This window comes from Aeromonas crassostreae (genome assembly GCF_054052445.1).
Map to the genome: position 1 here is coordinate 47357 of NZ_JBSTYM010000005.1, position 26209 is coordinate 73565.

Below are 26209 nucleotides of genomic sequence, written 5' to 3' on the forward strand. Positions count from 1 at the left end.
CCTCTCGATGATAAAGTGCCAATAGAGTCTTTTAATTGAACGCTGTCATACTTTAACGCATCGATCACCAGTACACATAAGGAACATGGTATGACTGGTCTGTTTAAGCAGCTAAGAGATCATGGTGTTGATATTTTAACCTACCGAATGATCGGGATTGAACGTATTGAATCATTCAACAGCAAACGTAAACTATCATTTAACCCTACTATCATAAATCTTTTCCAGCCTGTGGTTCAGGACATTCATATAGCATCAATATTTAGATCACGCCAAGTCAATCTCCCGTCCATCGCCATTGAAGGTCAGCCACGGCTATTGGAGATTTTATATCGACCACAGGAGGCTGTCCCCCCCACCAGTTTTTATAATTCATGTGACTCAATATCACTTATTGAGTTAACTCTTCTACAGTTAAGTGACGCACTTATTAATGCTTTAAAGGAAAAAGTCACCATGTTTTTCTTTAAAGTTGAATACCGAATACTACACGCTGTAGAAGAGGCTCTAATTTATTTCTCCAACATTTTCTCTTCATATAATATTTCTTTATACATTGAGATAAGCCACTGCCCAATCATTGACAACAACATCACCATTAATAGCTTGGTGAGGCTCAAAGAGCATGACATTAATTTGGCTGTCGATAACTTCTTGTGGCAGGGGGGGGATTGGCGTAAACGGTATCTTTCAAGTGGGATATTCAATTGCGTAAAATTTGGCGCGCCTCCATCATCGCAGCAAGAGATAAATAATTTCAAAGATTGCGTGCTATCACTTCAGGAAAAATACAGCCTAACAACTATCATCAGTAAAATTGAAACAAAAAAACAACACGATATTGCTCTGTCCAGCGGCAGTTGGGCGATACAGGGATTTTATTATTCAAAACCCAGAGCAGTTAAACTAATGGATCTCTATTCTTTTCACACCGAAAAACTCTAATCTCCCCCCACGGACTGATAGGGCCGTCGTTTAGATTAACGAAGCGTAATAAGACGGTCACGATATATGAAAAACCGCAGATTTTCCCGCCGTCTTCCCTTCCCTACCCGTCACGCCGTCTCCGGGTGATACAGCTGATTGCCAGACACCTGCGTACCGCCGTCGACCGGGGGGATGATCTGCACGCCCGCGAGCAGATGGCCTACGCCCAGTTCCTGGCCGGCATGGCCTTCAACAACGCGAGCCTGGGTTACGTGCACGCCATGACGCACCAGCTCGGCGGCTTCTACGACCTGCCCCACGGGGTCTGCAACGCCGTGCTGCTGACCCGTGACGTGGCGATCCCGGCCGGGCTGGCGCAGCTCGGGATCAGGGCCGATGACTTCGACGTGCTGGCCGAGAACGCCCTGAAAGATGCCTGCGGCTTCACCAACCCCAAGCAGGCGAGCCACGCCAAGATCGTCGCCATCTTCCGCGCCGCCATGTGACGGGCACGGCGTTGCCAGGGCCGCCGTCCGGCCCTTTTTATTGGCTGATGGATCAATGGCTTTTTACTTCCGCACGGGGAGTGGGTATGATTTGCCGAGCTAAAAAAGACTGTATGGATGACTTGAACCCGATATGCGGATGAAACACCTGATTGCCGCGGCGCTGACCGCCCTCACCCTCTCTGGTTGCAGCCTGGTCTATCGCATCGATATTCCCCAGGGCAACTATGTGGAACAAAAGCAGGTCGACAAGCTGCGCCAGGGCATGACCCGCGAGCAGGTCGAGTTCGTGCTGGGCTCCCCCATGATGCGCGACAGCTTCGATCCCGACACCTGGTACTATCTGTATGAGTTCCAACCGGGCCGTGGCGACAAGGAGCGCAAGGAGCTGACCGTCAAGTTTCTCGGCGACAGGCTGAGCACGGCCAGTGGCGACTTCCCGCTGCCTGCGGCCTTCACCACCCCGCTCTGATCCCCTCCACGAAACCGGCCTCGCGCCGGTTTTGTTTTATCTCCTTCAGCCAGAGAGGCGCCTGGCAGATGGCCACCCCTTGTCCGATGCTGAAGTGCGTCCCATGCCATGAAACAGGGAGAACCTCATGAGCCGGATCCTGATAGCCGGTGCCACCGGCCTCGTCGGCCGTCAGCTGCTGCAACAGTTGCCCGCGGAGCATGAGCTGATCTTGCTCTGCCGCACACCGGGCATCGCGCAGCCTGCCCGGCACTGGCTGCCGGTCGATTTTGATGATCTGGCCAGCGTGGCCTTGCCCCAACCAGTCACCCTCGCCTTCTGCTGCCTCGGCACCACCCGCAGGGAAGCGGGCTCGGCCGCCGCATTTCGCCGGGTCGATCTCGATTATGTGCTCGCCTTCGCCGAGCTGGCCCGTCGCCATGGTTGCCGACGGCTGGTGGTGATCTCCAGCATGGGCGCCAATGCCGCCTCTCCCCTGCTCTATCCCCGCACCAAGGGCGAGATGGAGCAAGGCCTGCAAGCCCACGACTGGCAGCGCCTGGCCATACTGCGACCCGCCATGCTGCTCGGCCAACGCCAGCCGCCACGCCTCTCGGAGCAGTGCTTTCAAGGGATCTACCCGCTGTTGCGCCCCCTGCTGGTGGGCAAGTTGCGCCGCTGGCGCGCCATCGAGGCGAGCCAGGTGGCCAGCGCCATGGTGATCCTGAGCGAGGGGGACGGGGTCGAGGTGGTGGAAAACGAGCGGCTGCTTGGCCTGTGAGCGGGCCCCATATGCACATATGCAAAAGAGGCGCCATGGCGCCTCTTCTTGTATTGGTGAATGCCTTGATGCCTGCGCCGAGGGCGCCCCAGGCAGCCACCTTCAGCTCCCCTCTTCCTCGCCGCGCTTGCGGCTGGCATTGGGGCGACCACCGGTGACCACATCGGCACGACCCTCTTCCTTGGCCTTCTCCGCCCGCTTCTTGCGCATCTCCTTGGGATCGGCGGTGAGCGGGCGGTAGATCTCGATGCGATCCCCGTCCTGAAGCAGATCAGTGGCCTTGGCCAGGCGGCTGTAGATGCCGAACTTGTTGACCGAGAGATCGATCTCGGGATGCCTGGCCAGGATGCCGGACTGCTCGATGGCCGCCTGCACGCTGGTGCCGGCCCCGACTCTCAGCGTCAGCACCGTCTGGCGCTCCGGCAGGGCGTAGACCACCTCAATCGTCAGGGCATCAGACACCGTAGACCTCCTTGGCCCGGTTGGAGAAGGCGAGCACCATGGAACCCACCAGATCCCGGAAGATCTGGCCAAAGGCCAGCTCGATCAGCTTGGAGGTAAATTCGAAGTCCAGGTCGAACTCCACCTTGCAGGCGTCCACATCGAGGGGGGTGAAGGTCCACCAGCCGGCCAGCTTGCGAAACGGGCCATCGACCAGTTCCATCCTGATCTGGCGGTTGGCATCGAGCTGGTTGCGGGTGGTGAAGGTCTTGGCGATGCCCGCCTTGGCCACATCCACCGACGCCGTCATGAAGTCGTCGCCACTCTCGTGGACCCGACTGCCGACACAGCCGGGCAGGAACTCAGGGTAGGCATGAACATCGTTGACCAGCCGGAACATCTGTTCCGCGCTGAACATCACCAGGGCACTGCGGGTAATACGGGGCATGGGGTTTCCTCATCCAATCCCCGGGATTTTATCACCATATCCCCGAAAATCACCGCCGAAACTGCTCACAAAGTCGCCACTCGAGCGGCTGCGCGTTTTACAGCCGCCGCCACCCACGTATAATGCGCCTTCCACGTCATCGCCGAAGGCGCCCGTCATGAGCAAAAAAAACAGTAAAAACAAAGCCGGGTCCAGCACCATTGCCCTCAACCGAGCCGCGCGCCACGAATACTTCATCGAAGAGAAGGTCGAAGCGGGCCTGGCGCTGCAAGGGTGGGAAGTCAAATCCCTGCGGGCGGGCAAGGCCAACATCAGCGAAGCCTATGTCATCTTCTTGCAGGGAGAGGCCTTCCTGTTCGGCGCCAGCTTCCTGCCGCTCAATGCCGCCTCCAGCCATGTGGTGTGCGACCCGACCCGCACCCGCAAGCTGCTGCTGAGCCGCCGCGAGATAGACAGGCTCGAGAGCCTGACCGCCCGTCAGGGCTACACCATAGTGCCCCTCTCCCTCTACTGGAAGCAGTGCTGGGTCAAGGTCGAGATCGGCCTGGTGAAGGGCAAGAAAGAGCACGACAAGCGGGAAGACACCAAGGCCCGCGAATGGGATCGCGAGAAGTCCCGCATCATGAAGAACAAGCGCCTGGGCTGATGACCCTTGCCCAGGTTAGCGCCTTGCTGCCACGCCGGACCTTGTGTCCGGCGTGCTGCTTCTTGCGTCGCGCCATGGCAGACGGGGGTTCATCTCCCCCCAACACGGCCCAGACCCGTCATAGCGAGTAATAAATCGGCAAACGACCGGCCAATTTGGCTCATTGCCGGCCAACGCCTTGCCATGGCTGGTTTTTTGCGTACAATCCCTCTTAACAACTTGGGGCTGATTCTGGATTCGACAAGATTCACGAAACCCAAGGTGCATGCCGAGGTGCGGTAGGCCTCGTTAATAAACCGCAAAAAAATAGTCGCAAACGACGAAAACTACGCACTCGCAGCTTAATAACCTGCGCTGAGCCCTTCTACCCTAGCTTGCCTGTGTCCTAGGGAATCGGAAGGTCATCCTTCACAGGATCGTGTGGAAGTCCTGCTCGGGGCGGAAGCATTAAAACCAATCGAGCTAGTTGATTCGTGGCGTGTCTCTCCGCAGCGGGTTGGCGAATGTAAAGAGTGACTAAGCATGTAGTGCCGAGGATGTAGTAATTTTGGACGGGGGTTCAAATCCCCCCAGCTCCACCAAACGTTTGGAAAGGGCCACTTCGCAAGAAGTGGCTCTTTTTCTATGGGCGATGAGCATGCCCAACCCCACAAAAGAAGAGGGAGGCCAGGCCTCCCTCTTGCATCTGCGATTCATCGGTTCACGCGCCGGCTCACGCCTGCTTGCTCGCCCTGATCGGCGTCTCGCCCTCTTGATCCTCTCTCTTCTTGGTGAAGTAACGCATCACCAGCACGAAGAAGAGGGGGACGAAGAAGATGGCGAGCACGGTGGCACTGATCATGCCGCCCATGACGCCGGTACCGATGGCGTTGCGGCTGCTCGCCCCCGCCCCGCTGCTGATGACCAGCGGCAGTACCCCGAGGATAAAGGCCAGGGAGGTCATCAAGATGGGGCGCAGTCGCAGGCGCGCCGCCTCGACCACGGCCTCACCCAGAGCCATGCCCTTGTCATGGAGCTCCTTGGCGAACTCGACGATGAGGATGGCGTTCTTGGCCGACAGCCCGATCGTGGTGAGCAGACCCACCTGGAAGTAGACGTCGTTCTCCAGGCCCCGCAGGGTGGCGGCCACTATGGCCCCCAGCACCCCGAGCGGCACCACCAGCATGACGGAGAACGGAATGCTCCAGCTCTCGTACAGGGCCGCCAGGCAGAGGAAGACCACCAAGAGCGAGATGGCGTAGAGCGCCGGCGCCTGGGAGCCGGCCTGACGCTCCTGGAAGGAGAGGCCGGTCCACTCGATGCCGATCCCCTCGGGCAGCTGGGACACCATCCGCTCGATGGCCGCCATGGCGTCACCCGTACTCTTGCCGGGGGCCGCCTCACCGACGATCTCCATGGCGGGAACGCCGTTGTAGCGCTCAAGACGGGGCGAACCATAGCTCCACTGGGTGCTGGCGAAGGCCGAGAAGGGCACCATCTTGCCCTCGCCGTTGCGCACGTACCACAGCTTGAGATCTTCGGGGTTCATCCGAAACGGCGCATCCGCCTGCATGTAGACCTTCTTGACCCGGTTGCGATCCATGAAGTCGTTCACATAGGAAGAACCCCAGGCCGCCGACAGCGTGTTGTTGATGTCGCTGATGGAGAGCCCCTGGGCCAGCGCCTTCTCGTAGTCGATCTGGATGTCGAGCTGGGGGGTGTCTTCCATCCCGTTCGGGCGCACCCGCACCAGGTTGGGATCCTGCGCCGCCATGCCGAGCAACTGGTTGCGGGCCTCCATCAGCTTCTCGTGACCCAGACCGCCGCGATCTTGCAGGTAGAAGTCAAAGCCGGTGGCCGTGCCCAGCTCCGGGATGGGAGGCAGGTTGAAGGCGAACACCTGGGCCTCCTTGATGCTGAACAGATAGCCCATGGCGCGGCCAATGATGGCATTGGCGCTGCGCGCTTCACCCTGGCGCTCGCCCCAGTCTTTCAACTTGATGAAGGCCATGCCGCTGTTCTGGCCGCTACCGGCGAAGCTGAAGCCCGCCACCGTCAGCACAGATTCCACGTTGTCCTTCTCGTTCTCGAGGAAGTAGTCGCGCATCTCGCCGAGCACCGCCTCGGTGCGCTGCTTGGTCGCACCGACCGGCAGCTGCACCATGGACATGATGACCCCCTGATCCTCCTCCGGCAGGAAGGAGGTGGGCAGGCGCATGAAGAGCACCGCCAGCACCGCCAGCATCCCCAGATAGATGATGCCGTAACGTACCCCCTGCCTGATCACCTTGCCCACGCCGCGGCGATAACGCTCGGCACTGGCGTCGAACATGCGGTTGAACCAGCCGAACAGGCCGCGATGGCTGGCGTGTTCGCCGTGCTTCATGGGTTTGAGCAGGGTGGCGCACAGGGCCGGGGTCAGGATCAGGGCCACCAGCACAGAGAGCACCATTGCCGAGACGATGGTCAGGGAGAACTGGCGATAAATGGCGCCGGTGGAGCCGCCGAAGAAGGCCATGGGCACGAACACGGCGGAGAGCACCAGGGCGATGCCCACCAGGGCGCCGGTGATCTGATCCATGGACTTGCGGGTCGCCTCCAGGGGGGAGAGCCCCTCCTCGCTCATCAGCCTCTCCACGTTCTCCACCACCACGATGGCGTCATCCACCAGGAGGCCAATGGCCAGCACCATGCCGAACATGGTGAGGGTGTTGATGGAGAAACCGAACGCCGCCATGATGCCGAAGGTCCCCAGCAGCACCACGGGCACAGCGATGGTCGGGATCAGGGTCGCACGGAAGTTCTGCAAAAACAGATACATGACGCAGAACACCAGGAAGATCGCCTCGACCAGGGTCTGGACCACCTCCTCGATGGAGATCTGCACGAACGGCGTGGTGTCGTAGGGGTAGACCACCTTCATGTTGCTCGGGAAGTAGCGGGAGAGCTCTTCTATCTTGGCCTTCACCTGCTCGGCGGTATCCAGGGCGTTGGCACCGGTCGCCAGCTTGATGGCGACCGCCGAGGTGGGCTGGCCGTTGTAGAGCGCATCGGCGTCATAGTTTTCGCCCCCCAGCTCGACCCGGGCCACGTCCTGGAGCCGTACCTTGGAGCCATCCTGGTTGACCCGCAGCAGTATGTTGTTGAACTGCTCCACGGTGGAGAGCCGGGTCTGGCCCATGATGGTGGCGGTAAACTGCTGATCGTTCACCGAAGGGGTGCCCCCCAGCTTGCCGAAGGCCACCTGCGCATTCTGGCTCTGGATCGCCGCCTGCACGTCGGTCGGGGTCAGTTGCACCCGGTTGAGACGATGGGGATCCAGCCAGACCCGCATGGAGTACTGGCTGCCGAACAGGGTGATGTCCCCCACCCCGTCCAGGCGGCTCAGGGGCTCCTTGATGTTGGAGACCACATAGTCGGAGAGGTCATCGTTGCTCATCTTGCCGTCGGTGGAGATGAAGCCCGCCACCATCAGGAAGCTGCTGGAGGTCTTCTGCACCCGGATGCCTTGCTGTTGCACCTCTTGCGGCAGCAGCGAGGTGGCCTGTTGCAGCTTGTTTTGCACCTGCACCTGGGCGATGTCGGGATCCGTGCCCGGCTGGAACGTCAGGGTGACCGACACATTGCCGGACGAATCGGACTGGGAAGACATGTAGAGCAGGTGATCCAGCCCCGTCATGTTCTGCTCGATGATCTGGGTCACCGAGTCTTCCACCGTCTTGGCAGAGGCCCCCGGGTAGCTGGCAGAGATCCCCACCGCAGGCGGCGCTATGGTGGGGTACTGGGAGACCGGCAGCGTCAGGATTGCCAGGCCCCCCGCCAGCATGATCACCAAGGCGATCACCCAGGCAAATATGGGTCTATCTATAAAAAATCGTGCCATGAGGCGACTACTCCATCCTACTTGTTGGCCGGGGCGACTTGCGCCTGCACGGTTTGTTCACTGGGGGCCACATCGGCGCCGGGCCTGACCTTCTGCAGACCGGCGACGATCACCCGCTCACCCGCCTTGAGACCGGACTCCACCACCCAGCTGCTGCCGATGATGCGGCTTATCTGGATCTCCCGCTGTTCGACCTTGTTATCCGCCGTCACCACCATCACATTGGCCCCGCCATTGGGGGTGCGGGTCACCGCGGCCTGCGGCACCAGCAGGCCCTGACTGCGCTCGCCCTCTTTCAGGGTGGCGCGCATGAACATGCCGGGCAGCAGCAGTTGCTGCGGGTTCGGCACTATCACCCTCAGGGCCACCATGCCGGTGGTCTCGTCCACGCTGACGTCGGAGAACTGCAGCTCGCCGGACTCGCCATAGTCGCTGCCATCCTCGAGCTGGAAGCTCACCCTGGCATCGTCAGACTGGCCGGCGGTCAACTTGCCCGCCGCCACCTGGCGCTTGAGGCGCAGCAGGTCGGCGGTGGACTGGCGCACATCCACATACATGGGATCGAGCTGCTGTATGGTGGTCAGGGACGTCGCCTGCTGCGCGGTCACCAGGGCACCCTCGGTCACCGCTGAGGTGCCGATGCGGCCGCTGATGGGCGCCGTGATGCGGGTGTAGCCCAGATTGATCTCTGCGGTGCGCTGGGCGGCCTTGGCGGCCATCACCTCAGCCTGGGCCTGCTTCCAGCTGGCCAGGGCGTCGTCATAGTCCTGGCTGCTGATGGATCTCACCTTGAGCAGGGACTCATAGCGCTTGGCCTTGAGCTGGGCGGTACGCTCGTTGGCCTGGGCCTTGGCGACGTTGGCGCGGGCGGAGGCCAGCTCGGCCTCATAGAGGGAGGGGTCGATCTGGTAGAGCAGATCGCCGGCCTTGACGTCCGAACCCTCGGTGAAGAGGCGCTTGAGCACGATGCCGCTCACCTGGGGACGCACCTCGGCGACCCGCAGGGCCGCGGTGCGGCCGGTCAGCTCTGTGGTGAGCTGCAGCGGACCCGTGTGCAGGGTGATCACCTCGACCGAGGTCGGGGGCATCTGGCCCGGTGCCTCGGCGGCACCCTTCTCGCCACAGCCCGCCAGCAAGCCGGCGGCCAACAAGGCCAGCCCGACTGAACGGGCAATTTTATTTTTATGCATGGAGCACCTGATCCTCTATCTACTGACGAATGACCATGGGGGGAAACACGGGGCCCCCTTGGTAAATGGGCTAAGATGAGGCAATATACATACATTCACGAATGTATGTATATTGGTTTTTGTTATTAAAATCGCCCTTTTGGGACTAAGCGAAACGAGATGGCCAGACGCACCAAAGAAGAAGCCCAGCAGACCCGCTGCCATATCATGAACACGGCACTGGATCTGTTCTGCCGCCAGGGCCTGGCCAAGACCAGCCTCACCGACATCGCCCGGGTGGCGGACTTGACCCGGGGCGCCATCTATTGGCATTTCAAGAACAAGGAGGAGCTGTTCATCGCCCTGTGGGAAGAGCTGTGCGCCCCCCTCTCCCACCAGCTTGATGCCAGCCTGGATCCCCAGGAACCGGATCCCCTGGGGCGCCTGCGCACCTTTCTGCACAGTGCCCTCATCAAGATCTCCCGGGATCCCGGTCATCGCCAGATGTTCGCCATCATGTTCAGCCTGGAGACCATAGAGGGGGAGGCCCTCTTCCTGCGCGAGCACATCCGCCAGCAGTCCCGGCGCTTCACCCAGGATCTGGAGCGATCCCTCGCCAATGGCGTACGCCGCGGCCAGCTCCCCGCCAGTCTGGATCTGGGACGCGCCGCCACCCTGCTCCACTGCACCCTGGATGGCTACATCCTCAACTGGCTGCATTTTCCCGAACACATCGACCTGGCCGCCGAGGCCGATTATCTGCTCGACTGCCTGTTCAACCAGTTGCGTCACATGCCCCCCACCCGTCCGTGACGGCGCCGGGGGCGCCCAGGGTGAACAACCCCTGGCATGGCCGCCCCCGGCCTTGTTAACATGCCCCCCCGCCTCCAGCCCAGGATCTCACAGATGCCTCTGCCAGACGCCACCACCGCCGACCTCCATGCCCTCTGCATCGCGCGCGCGCCCCTCTATCGCGCCTTCCTGGTCGAGCTCCCGCCCGGGGCCCATCTGCTGGATGCGGGCTGCGGCGAGGGGCAGGATGCCCGCCATTTTCAGCTAGAGGGTCATGTGGTCAGCGCCATCGAGCGGGATCTGGCCGCTGCCCGGCGCGCCTCCCGCCATGGCGCTCTGCCGGTGCGGGTCGGCGACATCCTGACCCTGACCACAGTGGTGCCCTTCGACGGCATCTGGGCCTGCGACCTGCTGCCTGATCCGGGGTGCGAGCCGGCGCGGCTGGCGGCAATGCTGGCGCGACTTGGCGCCCTGCTCAAGGTGGGCGGCCTGCTCTACTGCAACCTCCCTGCCTCCCTCGGCCTGGATGAGGGCCCCCCCCCGTTTGCCGCCCACGGCCTTTGCGAGACGCGCCGCTGGCTGGCGCCCCTGCCCCGTCTGGCTTCCTCCACACTCGGCGGGGAGCGCCCTTCGCCGGATGCCCCCTGGCTGCACCTGCTGCTACGAAAAACCGCCCCCTGACCGCTGTGCTCGGCACGCATCCTCCTTGCCCCCTGGTGGCGATGCGTCGGGGCCTGCCCCGCCGGAGGGCGGGGGGTGCCACACAATACTTAACACTGACATAACAAGGCGTAGACAGACATAAGGCTGAATATGTGTTAAAAAGCCGCACTAAATTCAGAATAAGATAACAAATCAGACACTCACACCGGATCTGTCCCATGAAACTCGTGCTCAAACTCCTCGCCGGCATCCTCGCCGGCCTGCTGCTCGGCCTCTACGCCCCGGAATGGGTCGCCCGCCTGCTGTTCACCGCCAAGACGGTGATCGGTCAGCTGATTGGCTTCACCATCCCCCTCATCATCCTGTTCTTCATCACCAGCGGCATCGCCAGCCTGCCGAAGAACTCCGGCAAGCTGCTCGGCAAGACGGTGGCCCTGGCCTATGGCTCCACCATTTTGGCGGGCACCTTCGCCTTCACCCTGGCCCGCCAGCTGATCCCGACCCTGACCGAGGCCGCCACCGCCAGCGCGGATCCCGCCAGCAAGCTGGTCTCCTACATCGGCATGGAGATACCGCCGCTGTTCGGGGTGATGTCGGCCCTGGCCGCCGCCTTCATCTTCGGCATCGGCATCAGCGCCAACGAGGCCACTGACCTGCGCCGCATTGCCGATCAGGGCCGCGACATCATCGACCGCCTGCTGGCCCGGGTGATCATCCCCCTGCTGCCCATCTACATCGCCGGTGTCTTCATCGAGATGACGGTGGAGGGCACAGTGTTCGCCACCCTCAAGACCTTCGGGGTTGTGCTGGTGATGGCTATCGTCATGCACTGGATCTGGCTGTGCCTGCTCTTCCTCGGCACCGGGCTGGCGCTTGGCCGCTCGCCGCTCCTGCTGCTGAAAAACATGCTGCCCGCCTATTTCACCGCCCTGGGCACCATGTCCAGCGCCGCCACCATCCCCGTGGCCCTGCGCGCCAGCCGCCAGAACGGGGTGAGCGAGGGGATAGCCAACTTCACCGTGCCCCTGTGCGCCACCATCCACCTGTGCGGCTCCACCATCACCCTGGTGACCTGCGCCACCGCCGTCATGTATCTCTCCGAGCACCTGGCCATCCCGGGCTACGGCACCATGCTGCCCTTCATCATGATGCTCGGCGTCATCATGATTGCGGCGCCCGGCGCCCCGGGGGGCGGCGTCATGTCGGCGCTCGGCCTGCTCACCTCCATGCTGGGGTTCGGCGAGGCCTCCATCGCCCTGATGATCGCCCTCTACCTGGCCCAGGACAGCTTCGGCACCGCCTGCAACGTCACGGGGGACGGCGTCATCGCCCTCTGGGCCGATCGCTTCGCCCAGGGGGAGCAAACCCGGCTCATCTCCGAACGAGACACGGCCTGAACGCCGACCTCTAACAGCAAAACGGGAGCCAATGGCTCCCGTTTTTGTTGGCTGAATGCGACGTCTCAACCCCGGCGGCGGATCACCCCCTCCTGGGCCGTGCTCGCCACCAGCACGCCGTCACGGGTGAAGAGGCGTTCACGCATCCGCAGCGCGGCGGCGGATCACCCCTTCCTGGGCCGTGCTCGCCACCAGCACCCCGTTACGGGTGAAGAGGCGTTCACACATCTGCTGCGCGGCGGCGGATCACTCCCTCCTGAGCCGTGCTCGCCACCAGCACCCCGTCACGGGGGAAGAGGCTATCGCGCGTCCATCGCCCGGCGGCGGATCACCCCTTCCTGGGCCGTGCTCGCCACCAGCACCCCGTCACGGGTGAAGAGGCGTTCACGCATCCGCAGCGCGGCGGCGGATCACTCCCTCTTGGGCCGTGCTCGCCACCAGCACGCCGTCGCGGGTGAAGAACTGGCCACGCACCAGACCGCGCCCGGCACTGGCACTCGGGCTGTCCACCACGTAGAGCAGCCAGTCATCGAGCCTGAAGTCCCGGTGGAACCACATGGAGTGGTCTATGGTGGCCACCTGCATGTCCGGCTCCCAGTAGGAGACGCCGTGGGGCTGCAGGGCGGTGATCAGGAAGTGGAAATCCGAGGCGTAGGCCAGCAGATACTTGTGGACCCGCTGATCGTCGGGCATCTGGCCGTTGGCCTTGAACCAGACGTGGCGCAGGGGCTCGTGCACATCGGGACGGATGGGGTCGACCAGGGTCACGGGGCGAATTTCGATGGGCTTCTCGCACAGGATCTTGTCGCGCAGGGCCGGCGGGATCTGCTGCTCGTAGGGGCGCACCAGCTCCAGCTCGCTCTTGAGCTGCTCGGGGGGCAGGATCCCCGCCGGCATGGCAATCTGGTGCTCAAAACCCTCGGCCTCCACCTGGAAGGAGGCATTGAGATAGAAGATGGGCTTGCCGCCCTGGATGGCCTTGACCCGGCGGGTGGAGATGGTCTGACCGTCGCGGATGTTTTCCACGTCATAGATGATGGGGCGATTGGCATCGCCGGGACGCAGGAAGTAGGAGTGGAAACTGTGTACCTGGCGATCGCTGGCCACCGTCTGCTTGGCGGCCGACAGGGCCTGCCCCATCACCTGCCCGCCAAACACGGCCCGCAGGCCGAGATCCTGGCTCTGTCCCCGAAACAGGCCCTCCTCGATTTTCTCGAGCGCCAGCAGTGCCAGCAGCTCATCCAGTACCTTGCTCATTGGTTTCTCCTGTATCAATGCCGCAGAGGCTAACAAGCCAACCCCGGCAGGGCAACCTTGCTGACGCTCATTCTCCCGCAGCCCCCCTCCCAACCTTCCTCGCGCAAGGGGAGGAGACCTCTGCCTGTGGGGTTCAAGCGCGGGCAATAGCGGCGGGAGCCGGAAACGAAAAGCCCGCACCAGAGGGTGCGGGCCTTGATGACGGCTGGTGGCACAGGCAGCTGGCGGGCCACCGGCGCCATGGCGGGCGCTTACTTGCTGCCGGTGCCGGAGTTGCGGGTCGAGGAGGTCGGCTTGCGACGGGCGCTCGCGCTGCGGGCGCGGGGCTCCTTGCCCTGCATCTCCTTGTGGCGCTTGACGGCGCGACGGATCTGGGCGGCCTGCTTGTGGCGGGTGCTCTTGCCATCTTGCTGCAGATCCACCTTGGATTCGGTCTCGTTGTTCAGGTTGACCAGGCCGCGCAGGTAGTTCACCTCGGGCAGCTTGAGCTCCATCCAGCCACCGCGGGGAATGGTGCGGTCCAGCTTGACGTCGCCGTAGCGGATGCGCATCAGCCGGCTCACCTGCACTTCCTGGGATTCCCACAGGCGGCGCACTTCCCGGTTGCGTCCCTCGGTCAGGGTGACGTTGAACCACTGGTTCAGCCCCTCGCCGCCGGCGGGCTTGATCTTGTTGAACTTGGCCATGCCATCTTCCAGCTGCACCCCTTTGCGCAGGCGCTGCAGCATGGCTTCGGTGATCTCGCCAAAGACCCGCACCGCGTATTCCCGCTCCACCTGATGGCTCGGGTGCATCAGGCGGTTGGCCAGCTCGCCGTCGGTGGTGAACAGCAGCAGACCCGAGGTGTTGACGTCCAGACGCCCCACCGCTATCCAGCGGGCGCCTTCCATCTTGGGCAGGCGATCAAACACGGTGGGACGGCCTTCGGGATCATGACGGGTACACATCTCCCCTTCCGGCTTGTGATAGGCCAGTACGCGGCAGATCTGCTCTTCTGCGGCACGGGTCTTGACCTGGTGGCCATCCACCCGGATCACGGCGTTCACTTCGACGCGATCCCCCAGTGTGGCGACCTTGCCATCCACACTGACCCGACCTGCGGTGATCAGGGCCTCCATCTCACGACGGGAGCCGTGACCCGCGCGGGCCAACACTTTTTGCAGTTTTTCACTCATCGGGGTTACCTGATTGTTGATCCCCGCCCGGCACCCCGGGCAAGGGTAACGACGGCGGGATCCCGGCTCGGGCCCCGCCATCATGATTGTGGTGCCATCCCGTGACGGGGGCACTCATGGATTGTCCTGACCCTCGCCCGCCATGGCCGACAAGGGGGATTGCAGCGAGGTGTCCAGCTCGGGGAGCTGCTCCAGGCTCTGCAGGTTAAAGTAATCGAGAAATTCCCGGGTGGTGGCGAGCAGCTCGGGGCGACCCACCACCTCCTTGTGGCCTATGCTGCGCACCCAGCCGCGCTCTTTCAGGGTATTCACTATCTGGCTCGAGACCGCCACCCCGCGGATCGCTTCGATCTCGGCCCGGGTGATGGGCTGACGGTAGGCGATCAGCGTCAGGGTCTCCAGCACGGCCCGCGAATAGCGGGGCGCCCGCTCGCTCCACAGGCGAGAGAGCTCCTCGGCGTACTCCTGGCGGGCCTGGAAGCGCCAGCCGGAGGCGACCTCCTTGAGCTCCACCCCCCGCGCGCTGTAATCCTGCCGGAGCTCCGCCAGCAGCAGCTGGACATAGCGGCTGGTGACGGGGTAATCCGCCAGCACGCTCCCCTTGAGCTCGCTCACCGTCAGCGGGCGCCCGGCAACAAACAGCGCCGCCTCGAGCAGGGTCTTGAGCCGCTCAGCAGGCAGGGCCATGATTCATCTCCTGCGCGCCCGCAGCCAGCGCCTGACCGGGCCCGGGCTCCGGGTCGAAATCGCGGGGCGCAGCATACCACAAGTTCGCTGGCGAATTAATGAACTCGCGCCCTTTGCAAGGCCAAGGGGCATTGGTGTCACTGGACATGGGGGGGCGCCTCCTCTGTCTGGCTGGCCAGGGCGAAGTGGATGGGTCCCAGGGGCTCGGCCTGCAGGATCCAGATCAGTTGCTCCTTGCACAGTTCGAGCAGGGCCAGGAAGGTGACCAGCACCCCCATGCGCCCCTCCTCGGCCCGCAGCACCTGCTCCAGGCGCAGGGTCTGGCCCAGGGAGAGCAGGGCGAGGATCTCCGCCATCCGCACCCGGGTCGGGATCTGCTCGCGGCGGATCTGGTGATGTTCAAAATGCGTCGCGCGTTTTACCACACTTTGCATATAGAGGGCGAGCTCCACCAGGGAAACATCGGGGGAGAGCGGCTTGAGGGCACCGAAATCCGGCGGCAAGGCGCTGGCGATGAAGATCTCCCGCTCCACCCTGGGCAGGGCGTCCATCCGCTCGGCGCCGACCTTGTAGCGCTCGTACTCCTGCAGGCGGCGAATGAGGGTGACGCGGGGGTCTTCCCCCTCCTCTTCCTCCGCCAGCTCGGGGGACTTGGGCAGCAGCATGCGGGATTTTATCTCGGCGAGCCAGGCCGCCATCAGCAGGTACTCGGCCGCCAGCTCCAGGTTGAGCTCCTGCATCAGCTCCACATAACCCATGTACTGGGTGGTGATCTGCAAGATAGGCAGGTTGAGGATGTCGAGCTGCTGGCGCCGGATGAGATAGAGCAGCAGATCCAGCGGCCCCTCGAAGGTCTCGAGGAACACCTCCAGCGCATCGGGCGGGATGAAGAGATCCTGGGGCAGCTCATGATAGGGCTGCCCCAGGACGGTGGCGATGGGCGCGGCCATCACCGTCATCGTCTCCCTCTCGTGGGATGGCGTACCGACCTCACTCAAACGGCGTCGGATCCCCGGCGCCGCGGCGACGCACCACGGGCTCGTCATCGGAGAAATCCACTACCGTGGTCGGCTGCTCGCCGAGATAACCGCCGTTGAGCACCAGATCCAGCTGCTTGCCCAGCTTGTCGGCGATCTCCTCGGGGTCGAATTCCGCCATCTCTGAGCCCGGCAGGATCAGGGTGGTGGAGAGCAGCGGCTCCCCCAGGGCTTCGAGCAGGGCCAGGGCAATCTTGTTGTCCGGCACCCGGATGCCGATGGTCTTCTTCTTCTCGTTCATCAGGCGACGGGGCACCTCCTTGGTCGCCTTGAAGATGAAGGTGTAGGCCCCGGGGGTATTGCTCTTGAGCAGGCGAAATGCCGTGTTGTCGACCTTGGCATAGGTGGAGATCTCGGAGAGATCCCGGCACACCAGGGTGAAGTCATGGTTCGGATCGATGCGACGGATGCGGCAGATGCGCTCCAGGGCGCCCTTGTCGCCCATCTGGCAACCCAGGGCATAGCCGGAGTCGGTGGGATAGACGATGACGCCACCGTTTTGAATGATCTGCACCGCCTGCGTGATGAGACGGGCCTGGGGATTGTCTGGGTGTACGTAGAAATGCTGACTCATATATTCCTCCCGGAATAGGGCAGGCTCATCCTGCCATCAAAACAATAGCCACTTTACTACAGGCACGGGGACCTGTGTGGACGCCGCATCAGCCTGCACGGCTGGCAAGCAGGGCCTGATGCTCCTCGCCGCTCAGACCAAAATGGGCGGGATGGGCCAGCCAGAGCGGCATCCCCTCCTTGGGCAGCCAGAGGTGGCGGCCCAGCTCGGTCCAGCTAGACGGGAAGTGAAAATCCGATCCCACCGAAATATAGAGATCGTGCTCCCTGGCCCACTGACCCAGGTTGGCCCGCTCCTGGGGGCTCTGCTGGGGCAGCGAGACCTCCATGGCGTCGCCACCGGCGGCCTTGAAGGCCACCAGCAGCCGCTTGATCCACTTGGCGGTGAGGTCATAACGGCTGGGATGGGCCAGCACCGCCAGCCCGCCGGCGGCGTGAATGGCGGTGATGGCCTCCCCCATCTCGGGCCACTCGGCCGGAGCATACCCCTTGTTGCCACGGCTCAGGTACTTCTTGAATACCTTCTGCATATTGTCGGCCACCCCGCGGGCCACCAGCACCCGGGCGAAATGGGCCCGGGTCACGGCGGCATCGCCGGCCAGGGCCTTGGCCTCTTCATAGGTGCCCGGGATCTGGCACTTCTCCAGACGGCGCCCTATTTCCAGGGCGCGGGCCTCGCGGCGGGCCCGCTGACCGGCCAAAAAAGCCACCAGCTGCGGATTTTTTTCATCCACCCCCAGGGCCACTATGTGGATCTCGTGGTGCTCCCAGCCGGTGGAGATCTCGACCCCGCTCACCAGGCGCAGCGGCAACTGCTCGGCGTGGATGGTGGCACGCACCTCATCAAGCCCATCCAGGGTGTCGTGGTCAGTGACCGCCAACACCTCCACCCCTTTCTCGGCGGCGCGGCGCACCAGTTCCCCGGGTGTCAGCACACCGTCCGAGGCGGTGGTATGGCAGTGCAGATCGAATCGCATCGGTATCTCGCTCGCATGGTTCAGGGCGAATTGGCAAAAAGCGACTTGACTTGGCAGCCGCTTTATCGTTTTCTGTAGGCACTTCATTGCAAACAGCTTTTTACAGGACTCAATCATGCAAACGACTTCCATCCTGACCATCTGGTGGTGGCACACTCCCTGACATGCGGGCGTGTGGTCGTTGCTGTACCTGTAATCTGACAGCAAATTAAGAACCCAAAGAAAAAGCCCGCTGACCCCAGCGGGCTTTTTTATTATCCGGCAAATGGACCCGTGATGAAACCGAGAATTCAGATAAGGGCGCAGACATGGCGATGGCAACCCCATCGACCCGGCCAACACCCATTCATATTCAAGAGATCCAACATCATGAACATCGGTAATTTCCATCACATGCAAGGGACAGCATCATGACAGGCAGCACCACCCCCTTATCCCTTGGCGAATTTGATGCGATCACGCTCAACGCCCCCTATGTGGCCGATCCCCTGGCCCTGTTCACCCGGCTCTGCCAGGACAGAGCCAACACCCTGTTGCTCGAGTCCGTGGAGATCGACTCCAAGGCGGGCACCCAGAGCCTGCTGCTGGTGGATGCCTGCCTGCGCATCGAGTGCCGCGGTCGCACCGTGCGGGTGCGTCCCCTCACCGACAACGGCGTGCCCTTGCTGCGCCTGCTCGAGCAGCGTCTGAGCGCCGTCATCACCCAGACCCGGGTGGCGGGCGAGTTGCAGCTCGACTTCCCGCCATCCGATCGGGAGCTTGACGAAGACAGCCGCCTCAAGGGCTGCGGCGTGCTGGACGTGCTGCGCACCCTGCAGCGGGATCTGCAATGCCAGCAGGGCAAGCAGGCCCTGTTCATGGCCGGCACCTTCGCCTATGACCTCATCGCCTCCTTTGAAGACCTGCCCGAGGTGCCGGAAGGGAGCAACGACTGTCCCGACTACTGCTTCTACGTGGCCGAAACCCTGATCACCATAGATCACATCCACCAGAGCACCCGGCTGTGTGCCTGCCTGTTCGGGGGCCTCGCCGACACCGACGATCACTACGCCAAGCTGACCCACCGGCTGGCAGCCCTCAAGCAGGCCTGCCAACAGGCGCCCGCCCCGACTCAGGCCGCCCCCGTCCTCGATGCCGGCATGAGCGTGGACAAGGGCGACAAGCAGTTCTGCGCCGAGGTCGAAAAACTCAAGGGCTTCATCCGCCGGGGCGACATCTTCCAGGTGGTGCCGTCCCGCAGCTTCTCCCTGCCCTGCCCGAGCCCCCTCGCCGCCTATCGCCGCCTCAAGCAGACCAACCCCAGCCCCTACATGTTCTATGTGCAGGATGAGGGCTTCACCCTGTTTGGCGCCTCCCCCGAGAGCGCGGTCAAGTTCTGCGCCCGCAGCCGGGAGGTGGAGATGTACCCCATCGCCGGCACCCGCCGCCGTGGCCTCAACCCCGATGGCAGCATCAACCTGGATCTGGACGGTCGCATCGAGCTGGAACTGCGCCAGGACGAGAAGGAGGTGGCCGAACACCTGATGCTGGTGGATCTGGGTCGCAACGACATCGCCCGCATCTCCGAGCCTGGCACCCGCTATGTCAAAGACTTGCTGAAGGTGGATCGCTACAGCCACGTGATGCACCTGGTCTCCCGGGTGGTGGGCCGCCTGCGCGCCGACCTTGACGCCCTGCACGCCTATCAGGCCTGCATGAACATGGGCACCCTGACCGGCGCCCCCAAGCTGCGGGCCAGCGAGCTCATTCGCGAGGTGGAAGGGCGCAGACGAGGCAGCTACGGCGGCGCCGTGGGCTATCTCAACGGCGCCGGCGAGATGGACACCTGCATCGTCATCCGCTCGGCCTTCGTGAAAAACGGCATCGCCCATGTTCAGGCCGGCGCCGGCGTGGTCTATGACTCCAAACCCCAGGCCGAGGCGGACGAGACCCGGGCCAAGGCGGCGGCCGTGCTGGCCGCCATCGCCGCCAGCCATGGCACCTCCCTGCAAGCCCTCAGCGCCCAGCAGGAGCAACATAAGGACGTGAGCCATGACTAATATTTTCCTGCTCGATAACTTCGACTCTTTCACTTACAACCTGGTGGATCAGTTCCGCTCCCTCGGCTACCCGGTGCGCATCTATCGCAACAGCCTGCCGGCGAGCCGCATCATGGCGCAAATCGAGTCCTGCGGCGGCGATGCCGTGCTGGTGCTCTCCCCCGGGCCCGGCGCCCCGCACGAGGCCGGTTGCCTGATTGAGCTCATCAAGCTGGCCCGGGGTCGGGTGCCCATCCTCGGCATCTGCCTCGGTCATCAGGCCCTGTGCGAAGCCTACGGCGGCACCGTCGGCGCGGCGGGTGAGATAGTCCACGGCAAACGCTCCCTCATCGAGCACAACGGCCACGGCGCCTTCGCGGGGCTGCCAAGCCCCTTGCCGGTGGCCCGCTACCACTCCCTGGTGGCCACCTATGTGCCACAGGAACTGACGGTGATTGCCCACTATCAGGGCATGCCCATGGCCATCGAGCAAGGGGACGATAGGGTGCTGGGCTTCCAGTTCCACCCGGAATCCATCATGACCAGCGAAGGGGCCCGCCTGCTGACCCAGGCCCTCGCCCATATCACTCGTCCCGAAAGCAGCGTGCGTTAAGGTAAGGAGACCTCATGCATCATCATCTCAACACCCTCTATCAGGGGCAGTCTCTCACCCGCGACGCCGCCCGCGACGCCTTCGGCCAGGTGGTGCGCGGCGAAGTGGATCCCATAGTGCTATCCAGCCTGCTCACCGCCCTCAAGCTCAAGGGGGAGACCCCGGAGGAGATAGCCGGCGCCGCCGAGGCGCTGCTGGCCGAGGCTCGCCCCTTCCCGCGCCCGGACTATGCCTTCTGCGACATCGTCGGCACCGGTGGCGATGGCCTCAACACCATCAATGTCTCCACCACCTCGGCCCTGGTGGCCGCCGCCTGCGGCCTGAAAGTGGCCAAGCACGGCAACCGCTCGGTCTCCAGCAAGTCGGGATCGAGCGATCTGCTGGACAAGATGGGGATCAAGCTCGACATGAGCCCGGCCCAGGCCCGCCGCTGTCTGGACGAGCTCGGCATCTGCTTCCTGTTCGCCCCCCAGTATCACGCCGGGGTGCGCCACGCCATGCCGGTGCGCCAGGCCCTCAAGACCCGCACCCTGTTCAACGTGCTGGGGCCGCTTATCAACCCCGCCCGTCCCAGCTATCAGCTGATGGGGGTCTATGCCCCCGAGCTGGTGCACCCCATCGCCGAAACCCTGCTGGCGCTGGGTCTGAAAACCGGTATGGTGGTACACGGCGCGGGCCTGGACGAGATAGCCATCCACGGCCCGACCCAGGTGGCCGAGATCCGCGACGGCGAAATTCGCGAGTACCTGCTCACCCCGGCTGACTTTGGCCTCGAGACCTACCCGGTCAGCGCCATCCAAGGCGGTGAGCCGGAAGAGAATTGCGCCATCACCGCCGCCATCCTGGAGGGGCGTGGCACCCCCGCCCACAACGCCGCCATCGCCGCCAACGTGGCGCCGCTGCTGGTGATGGCGGGCAAGGCCCCGGACTTCAAGCAGGCGGCCGCCCAGGTGCTGGCGGTGTTGGCCAGCGGCGAGACGGCCCGCCTCGCCCGGGATCTCGCCACCCTGAGCCATCAGGAGGCATGATGTCCACCACCACACAAGACAGTACCCAGCTTCGCAAGGATAACGAGATGTCAGAGCTCATTGCCCCTCACCCCTTTCTGAACATGGCCTCCATCAGCCAGACCATTCTCGGCAAGATCGTGGCCGCCAAGCAGGCATGGGTGGCGGCCCGCAAGCTGGCCCAGCCCCTGGCGAGCTTCCAGGGCGCGCTCACCCCAAGCGATCGGGACTTCGAGGGGGCGCTTCGCTCAGGCTCTACCCGCTTCATTCTCGAATGCAAGAAGGCCTCCCCCTCCAAGGGTCTGATCCGCGACGACTTCAGCCCTGAGGCCATCGCCGATGTCTATGGCCGCTACGCCACCGCCATCTCTGTGCTGACGGACGAGAAGTTCTTCCAGGGGGATTTCACCTTCCTGCCCCGGGTACGCGGCCGCGTCCGGCAGCCGGTGCTGTGCAAGGACTTCATGATTGACCCCTATCAGGTCTATCTGGCCCGCCACTATCAGGCGGACGCCATCTTGCTGATGCTCTCCGTGCTCACCGACGAGGGCTATCGCGCCCTGTTTGCGGTCGCCAGGGAGCTGGGCCTCGGGGTGCTGACCGAGGTGAGCAACGAAGAGGAGCGGGATCGCGCCATTGCGCTCGGCGCCCCGGTGATTGGCATCAACAACCGGGATCTGCGGGATTTGAGCGTGGATCTCGCCCGCACCCAGCAGCTGGCGGCCGACATTCCGAGCGATCGGGTGGTGATCAGCGAATCCGGCATCAAGCACCGCGCTCAGGTGGCGGCCCTGCGCCAGTATGCCAAGGGCTTTCTGGTGGGCTCGTCACTCATGGGCGAGCCGGATCTGGAGGCGGCGGTGCGCAAGCTGGTCCTGGGCCAGAACAAGGTGTGCGGCCTCACCCGGGCCGAGGATGCCGCCACCGCCCATCAGGCGGGCGCCGTGTACGGCGGCCTTATTTTTGTGGCCAAGAGCCCGCGCTATGTGGATATCCCCGCCGCTCGCGCCCTGATGGCCGGGGCGCCACTCAGCTATGTGGGGGTGTTTCGCAACGCCCAGCCCGCCACCATCGCCAAGACGGTGGAAGCCTTGGGACTCGCTGCGGTGCAGCTGCACGGGGAGGAGGACGCCGCCTATATCGAAAGCCTGCGCCCCCTGCTGCCGGCGGGCTGCCAGATCTGGAAAGCCATTGGCGTCTCTCTTGGCAAGGAAAGCGGCGAGCCCCTGCCCAACCTGGATTACCCGGCGGATCGCCTGCTGCTGGATACGAAAGTGGGCAGCCAGAGCGGCGGCACCGGCGAGGCGTTCGACTGGACCCTGCTGGCCGGGCTCGACAAGTCCCGCCTGATGCTGGCGGGGGGCCTCAACCCCGACAACGCCCTGCAGGCCGCCCAGGTGGGTTGCCTCGGCCTTGATTTCAATTCAGGGGTGGAGAGTGCCCCGGGCCGGAAAGATGCCAGCAAACTTGAGGCCTCCTTTGCCGCCCTGCGCCAACTGTGAGAGTGCCCTCTGAACATGTACCAAATTGATGAATCGCTTTCGCTTATAAATACAAGGAATAAACCATGACCCTGCTCAACCCGTTTTTTGGTGAATTTGGCGGCATGTATGTGCCCCAGATCCTGATGCCCGCCCTGCTCCAGCTGGAGAAAGCCTTCGTCGATGCCAGGGAGGATGCCGCCTTCATCGAGGAGTTCCAGACCCTGCTGACCGAGTATGCGGGCCGCCCCACCCCCCTCACCCTGACCCGCAATCTGACCCGCGGCACCAAGACCCGCCTCTACCTCAAGCGCGAAGATCTGCTGCACGGCGGCGCCCACAAGACCAACCAGGTGCTGGGCCAGGCGCTGCTCGCCAAGCGCATGGGCAAGAACGAGATCATCGCCGAGACAGGCGCCGGTCAGCACGGTGTGGCCACGGCGCTGGCCTGCGCCCTGCTCGGCCTCAAGTGCCGGGTCTACATGGGGGCCAAGGATTGCGATCGCCAGAAGCCCAACGTGTTTCGAATGAAGCTAATGGGCGCCGAGGTGATACCGGTGCATTCCGGCTCCAGCACCCTGAAAGATGCCTGTAACGAGGCGATGCGCGACTGGGCCGCCAACTATGAGAGCGCCCACTACCTGCTCGGCACCGCCGCCGGCCCCCACCCCTTCCCCACCATAGTGCGGGAGTTCCAGAAGATGATCGGGGAAGAGGCCAAGGTGCAGTGCTTCGAGAAGGAAGAGCGCCTGCCGGACGCCGTGATCGCCTGCGTCGGCGGCGGCTCGAACGCCATCGGCATGTTTGCCGACTTCATTGACAACAAGGAAGTGCGCCTCATCGGGGTCGAGCCCGGTGGCCACGGCATCGAGTCCGGCGAGCACGGTGCGCCGCTGGGTCACGGCAGCAAGGGAGTCTTCTTTGGCATGCACTCCTACCTGATGCAGGACAAGCAGGGACAAATTCAGGAGTCCTACTCCGTCTCCGCGGGGCTGGACTTCCCCTCCGTCGGCCCCCAGCACGCCCATCTGGCCGCCACCGGCCGCGCCGAGTATGTCTCCATCACCGACAAGGAGGCCCTGGACGCGTTCCAGGAGCTGGCCAGAAGCGAGGGGATCATACCGGCGCTGGAATCCTCCCACGCCCTGGCTCACGCCCTCAAGATGGCCCGCAGCGAGCCGGAAAAGGAGCAGGTGCTGATCGTCAACCTCTCCGGCCGTGGCGACAAGGACATCTTCACCGTTGCCGACATATTTGAGAAAGAAGGAACCTTGTCATGAATCGCTACGCACAACTGTTTTCCCGTCTGGAACACGCCAAGCAGGGCGCCTTCGTCCCCTTCGTCATGCTGGGTGACCCCACTCCCGAGTTGTCGCTCGCCATCGTCGATGCCCTGGTCGAGGGAGGCGCCGACGCCCTCGAACTCGGCATTCCCTTCTCCGATCCGGTGGCGGACGGCCCCACCATCCAGGGGGCGGCGCTGCGGGCCTTTGCCAGCGGCACCACCCCGGATGGCTGCTTCCAGCTGCTGACCCGCATTCGGGCCAAGTACCCCCAGATGCCCATTGGCCTCTTGGTCTACGCCAACCTGGTCTATGTGCGCCACATCGATGGCTTTTATGAAAAATGCCAGCAGGCCGGGGTGGACTCGGTGCTGGTGGCGGACGTGCCGGTGCAGATGTGTGCCCCCTACAAGGCGGCCGCCGACAAGTTCGGCATCGACAGCATCTTCATCGCCCCGCCGAACGGCGACAGCGAGACCCTGAAAGCCGTGGCCGAGCTGGGCTCTGGTTACACCTACCTGGTGAGCCGCGCCGGCGTCACAGGCGCCGAGACCAAGGCGGGCATGCCGGTGGAGGGATTGATCAACACCCTCAACGAGTTCAAGGCCCCCCCCGCCCTGCTCGGCTTTGGCATCAGCGATCCCCAGCAGGTGAAGGAGGCCATCAAGGCGGGCGCCGCCGGCGCCATCTCCGGCTCCGCCGTGGTCAAGATCATCGAGACCCATCAGCAGGATCCCGACCGCATGCTTATTCGCCTGAAGGAGTTTGTGCAAGGGATGAAGGCGGCGACCAACCGATAAGGGGCTGGCATGACAGGCCGTTGGCCGTGAGTAGTCAACCTGCGTATCCGCCTTACGCATAGCGGCATCACTGCATCAAAGGGAGCCTGACCGGCTCCCTTTTCTATTTCCTGCTTGTTGCCGCTTGCAGCTCCCTGTGTCTTTTCCCTCTATCCCCTTGGGAAAGGGTTGGGGTGAGAGGAATATCTACCTTCTCTACTGAACCAAGGGCGACTTAAAACAGCGAGTGCTCACTAACTGATTGAACCGGCTCAGATTTTTATCAACTACCTCTTCCCATGCCTCGAACAGGCCCCTTATGATAGCCAAACGACAATCAACCTCTGGGGAGAGCGTCATGGCAGCGATTGTTGTTATCTCGCGGGTGAAAAGCAGCGAACTGGGGGCTGGAACTCAGGGGCGGTAGCCTTGCCGACGCTTGCAATCACCGACGAAGAAGCCAAGCGAATACGCTCAGGTATCCGAGTCAGACTGGTAATATTTTGATTTAATTTTATTTTTTCGTGGCAACTATCAGGGCAGAGCGGAGTTATATGGAAGGCTCTGCTATCGGATTAGTGCCGCCTTCTATCTAATCACTGTTAGAAATAAATAGGAATATATGAGTATCATTGAAGAAATAAAAGGGTTGAACGCAAATTCGGCTGTAATCTTGGCCATTTTCTTTGTGTCTTTTATTGCGCCTGCATTTTTACTTATCTATCGCCTTAATCCTGATTTATTTCTAGCGTTGGACACGACAAAACTAATCGTTCTTTCTATATCTGTAACAAGCCCAAGTTTTCTTGCGTTATTTATAGTTACATGGATATCTGACATTGTTTTAACACATATAGGGTATCACAAAAAAGGACATCTAGGCACATACACAGACTGGTTTGTTACGCACGGAATAAGTAATACCACAATCATGTATACGGTTTGTTTTATTGTATATGCATTCGAAATATCTGCTAGCACAGCAGTATTGTGGCTTCTTGGTTTAGTTATATTTTATATAGTCTTTGAGTTTTGGCGCGTATTAATTGTAGCAAAAGGCCCAAACTTCAAAAAAAGCGCACTAAATAATGAGTAAAATTTCTAACAAGGCATTGCACCAGACGAATTGTAAGTAGCGCTTATGCAATATTGCTACGCAAAGTTTATCGCACGCGCTACTTACAATTCGCAGGTGACCGCAACGTTACACATGTATATTTTTAATCTTTTCAGTTTGTG

Annotated in this window: 24 protein-coding genes, 1 other RNA gene and 1 pseudogene; 16 read left to right on the top strand and 10 right to left on the bottom strand. The window is 62.4% G+C overall.

The annotated features are described in order from the left end of the window. Positions 1-90: 90 nt before the first annotated feature. From ACW5W4_RS05470 to ACW5W4_RS05485, 4 genes and pseudogenes are all read left to right on the top strand, one after another. Positions 91-945 (top strand): hypothetical protein, encoded by an 855-nt coding sequence (locus ACW5W4_RS05470; protein WP_456688676.1) that lies wholly within the window; start codon positions 91-93, stop codon positions 943-945. A 119-nt stretch (positions 946-1064) separates the two neighbouring features. Next, positions 1065-1433 (top strand): annotated as a pseudogene (locus tag ACW5W4_RS05475) (L-threonine dehydrogenase); the annotation flags it as partial. A 133-nt stretch (positions 1434-1566) separates the two neighbouring features. After that, positions 1567-1905, top strand: a complete 339-nt coding sequence (locus ACW5W4_RS05480) for an outer membrane protein assembly factor BamE (protein ID WP_041997680.1) — start codon at positions 1567-1569, stop codon at positions 1903-1905. A gap of 127 nt (positions 1906-2032) precedes the next feature. Next, a complete protein-coding gene (locus ACW5W4_RS05485) occupies positions 2033-2665 on the top strand; it encodes an NAD(P)H-binding protein (protein WP_408794426.1) in 633 nt (210 codons plus the stop codon). A gap of 102 nt (positions 2666-2767) precedes the next feature. Here the strand turns inward: ACW5W4_RS05485 and ACW5W4_RS05490 are convergent, their stop codons facing one another. Together ACW5W4_RS05490 and ACW5W4_RS05495 are read right to left on the bottom strand one after the other, a co-directional pair. Continuing rightward, positions 2768-3127 (bottom strand): RnfH family protein, encoded by a 360-nt coding sequence (locus ACW5W4_RS05490; protein ID WP_456688677.1) that lies wholly within the window; start codon positions 3125-3127, stop codon positions 2768-2770. Continuing rightward, positions 3120-3554, bottom strand: coding sequence for an SRPBCC family protein (locus ACW5W4_RS05495; protein ID WP_408773233.1), 435 nt, complete (start codon positions 3552-3554; stop codon positions 3120-3122). Before ACW5W4_RS05495 ends, ACW5W4_RS05490 begins: the two co-directional genes overlap by 8 nt. Before the next feature lie 157 nt (positions 3555-3711). On the opposite strand from ACW5W4_RS05495, the gene smpB reads away from it, so the two are divergent. Both smpB and ssrA read left to right on the top strand, forming a co-directional pair. Then, a complete protein-coding gene (smpB, locus tag ACW5W4_RS05500) occupies positions 3712-4200 on the top strand; it encodes an SsrA-binding protein SmpB (protein WP_041997675.1) in 489 nt (162 codons plus the stop codon). 221 nt (positions 4201-4421) lie between these two features. Continuing rightward, positions 4422-4781, top strand: a transfer-messenger RNA (tmRNA) gene (gene ssrA, locus ACW5W4_RS05505). Positions 4782-4912: 131 nt separating this feature from the next. Here the strand turns inward: ssrA and ACW5W4_RS05510 are convergent. Together ACW5W4_RS05510 and ACW5W4_RS05515 are read right to left on the bottom strand one after the other, a co-directional pair. Beyond that, positions 4913-8062: an efflux RND transporter permease subunit gene (locus tag ACW5W4_RS05510; protein ID WP_456688678.1), complete on the bottom strand. Its 3150-nt coding sequence runs from the start codon at positions 8060-8062 to the stop codon at positions 4913-4915. Positions 8063-8079: 17 nt separating this feature from the next. Then, positions 8080-9252: an efflux RND transporter periplasmic adaptor subunit gene (locus ACW5W4_RS05515; protein ID WP_427261630.1), complete on the bottom strand. Its 1173-nt coding sequence runs from the start codon at positions 9250-9252 to the stop codon at positions 8080-8082. Positions 9253-9411: 159 nt separating this feature from the next. Between ACW5W4_RS05515 and ACW5W4_RS05520 the strand changes: the two genes are divergently transcribed. The 3 genes from ACW5W4_RS05520 (at position 9412) to ACW5W4_RS05530 (ending at position 12083) form a co-directional block, all read left to right on the top strand. After that, complete coding sequence (locus ACW5W4_RS05520; protein ID WP_427261631.1) at positions 9412-10044, top strand: TetR family transcriptional regulator; 633 nt, start codon at positions 9412-9414, stop codon at positions 10042-10044. Positions 10045-10137: 93 nt separating this feature from the next. Continuing rightward, a complete protein-coding gene (locus ACW5W4_RS05525) occupies positions 10138-10704 on the top strand; it encodes a class I SAM-dependent methyltransferase (protein ID WP_456688679.1) in 567 nt (188 codons plus the stop codon). A gap of 200 nt (positions 10705-10904) precedes the next feature. After that, positions 10905-12083 (top strand): dicarboxylate/amino acid:cation symporter, encoded by a 1179-nt coding sequence (locus tag ACW5W4_RS05530; RefSeq protein WP_456688680.1) that lies wholly within the window; start codon positions 10905-10907, stop codon positions 12081-12083. 384 nt (positions 12084-12467) lie between these two features. On the opposite strand, the gene tesB is transcribed toward ACW5W4_RS05530, so the two are convergent. The 6 genes from tesB to rnm form a co-directional block, all read right to left on the bottom strand. Further along, positions 12468-13340 (bottom strand): acyl-CoA thioesterase II, encoded by an 873-nt coding sequence (gene tesB / locus ACW5W4_RS05535; RefSeq protein WP_427261634.1) that lies wholly within the window; start codon positions 13338-13340, stop codon positions 12468-12470. A 251-nt stretch (positions 13341-13591) separates the two neighbouring features. After that, on the bottom strand, positions 13592-14515 hold the full coding sequence (gene rluB / locus ACW5W4_RS05540; RefSeq protein WP_427261635.1) for a 23S rRNA pseudouridine(2605) synthase RluB: 924 nt from the start codon (positions 14513-14515) through the stop codon (positions 13592-13594). A 114-nt stretch (positions 14516-14629) separates the two neighbouring features. Then, positions 14630-15202: an SMC-Scp complex subunit ScpB gene (scpB, locus tag ACW5W4_RS05545; RefSeq protein ID WP_427261636.1), complete on the bottom strand. Its 573-nt coding sequence runs from the start codon at positions 15200-15202 to the stop codon at positions 14630-14632. A 137-nt stretch (positions 15203-15339) separates the two neighbouring features. Further along, positions 15340-16161, bottom strand: coding sequence for a segregation and condensation protein A (locus ACW5W4_RS05550; RefSeq protein ID WP_456688681.1), 822 nt, complete (start codon positions 16159-16161; stop codon positions 15340-15342). Positions 16162-16192: 31 nt separating this feature from the next. Then, entirely contained in the window at positions 16193-16813 is a 621-nt protein-coding gene (locus ACW5W4_RS05555) for an L-threonylcarbamoyladenylate synthase (protein ID WP_408794390.1), read from the bottom strand. A gap of 88 nt (positions 16814-16901) precedes the next feature. Beyond that, positions 16902-17789, bottom strand: a complete 888-nt coding sequence (rnm, locus tag ACW5W4_RS05560) for an RNase RNM (RefSeq protein WP_408794387.1) — start codon at positions 17787-17789, stop codon at positions 16902-16904. A 410-nt stretch (positions 17790-18199) separates the two neighbouring features. Between rnm and ACW5W4_RS05565 the strand changes: the two genes are divergently transcribed. The 7 genes from ACW5W4_RS05565 to ACW5W4_RS05595 all read left to right on the top strand — a co-directional run bounded on the left by ACW5W4_RS05565 (position 18200) and on the right by ACW5W4_RS05595 (position 26066). Continuing rightward, positions 18200-19828, top strand: coding sequence for an anthranilate synthase component 1 (locus tag ACW5W4_RS05565; RefSeq protein WP_456688682.1), 1629 nt, complete (start codon positions 18200-18202; stop codon positions 19826-19828). Then, the gene (locus ACW5W4_RS05570; RefSeq protein ID WP_427261640.1) at positions 19821-20420 is read left to right on the top strand and encodes an aminodeoxychorismate/anthranilate synthase component II; all 600 of its coding nucleotides are present in this window, start codon (positions 19821-19823) and stop codon (positions 20418-20420) included. Before ACW5W4_RS05565 ends, ACW5W4_RS05570 begins: the two co-directional genes overlap by 8 nt. Positions 20421-20434: 14 nt before the next feature. Then, a complete protein-coding gene (gene trpD, locus ACW5W4_RS05575) occupies positions 20435-21448 on the top strand; it encodes an anthranilate phosphoribosyltransferase (protein WP_456688683.1) in 1014 nt (337 codons plus the stop codon). A 47-nt stretch (positions 21449-21495) separates the two neighbouring features. Further along, complete coding sequence (trpCF, locus tag ACW5W4_RS05580) at positions 21496-22929, top strand: bifunctional indole-3-glycerol-phosphate synthase TrpC/phosphoribosylanthranilate isomerase TrpF (RefSeq protein ID WP_456688684.1); 1434 nt, start codon at positions 21496-21498, stop codon at positions 22927-22929. A gap of 65 nt (positions 22930-22994) precedes the next feature. Continuing rightward, a complete protein-coding gene (gene trpB, locus ACW5W4_RS05585; RefSeq protein ID WP_456688685.1) occupies positions 22995-24188 on the top strand; it encodes a tryptophan synthase subunit beta in 1194 nt (397 codons plus the stop codon). Then, complete coding sequence (trpA, locus tag ACW5W4_RS05590) at positions 24185-24991, top strand: tryptophan synthase subunit alpha (RefSeq protein ID WP_427261644.1); 807 nt, start codon at positions 24185-24187, stop codon at positions 24989-24991. The genes trpB and trpA overlap by 4 nt, the downstream gene beginning before the upstream one ends. A gap of 601 nt (positions 24992-25592) precedes the next feature. After that, positions 25593-26066, top strand: a complete 474-nt coding sequence (locus tag ACW5W4_RS05595; RefSeq protein WP_456688686.1) for a hypothetical protein — start codon at positions 25593-25595, stop codon at positions 26064-26066. Positions 26067-26209: the final 143 nt, after the last annotated feature.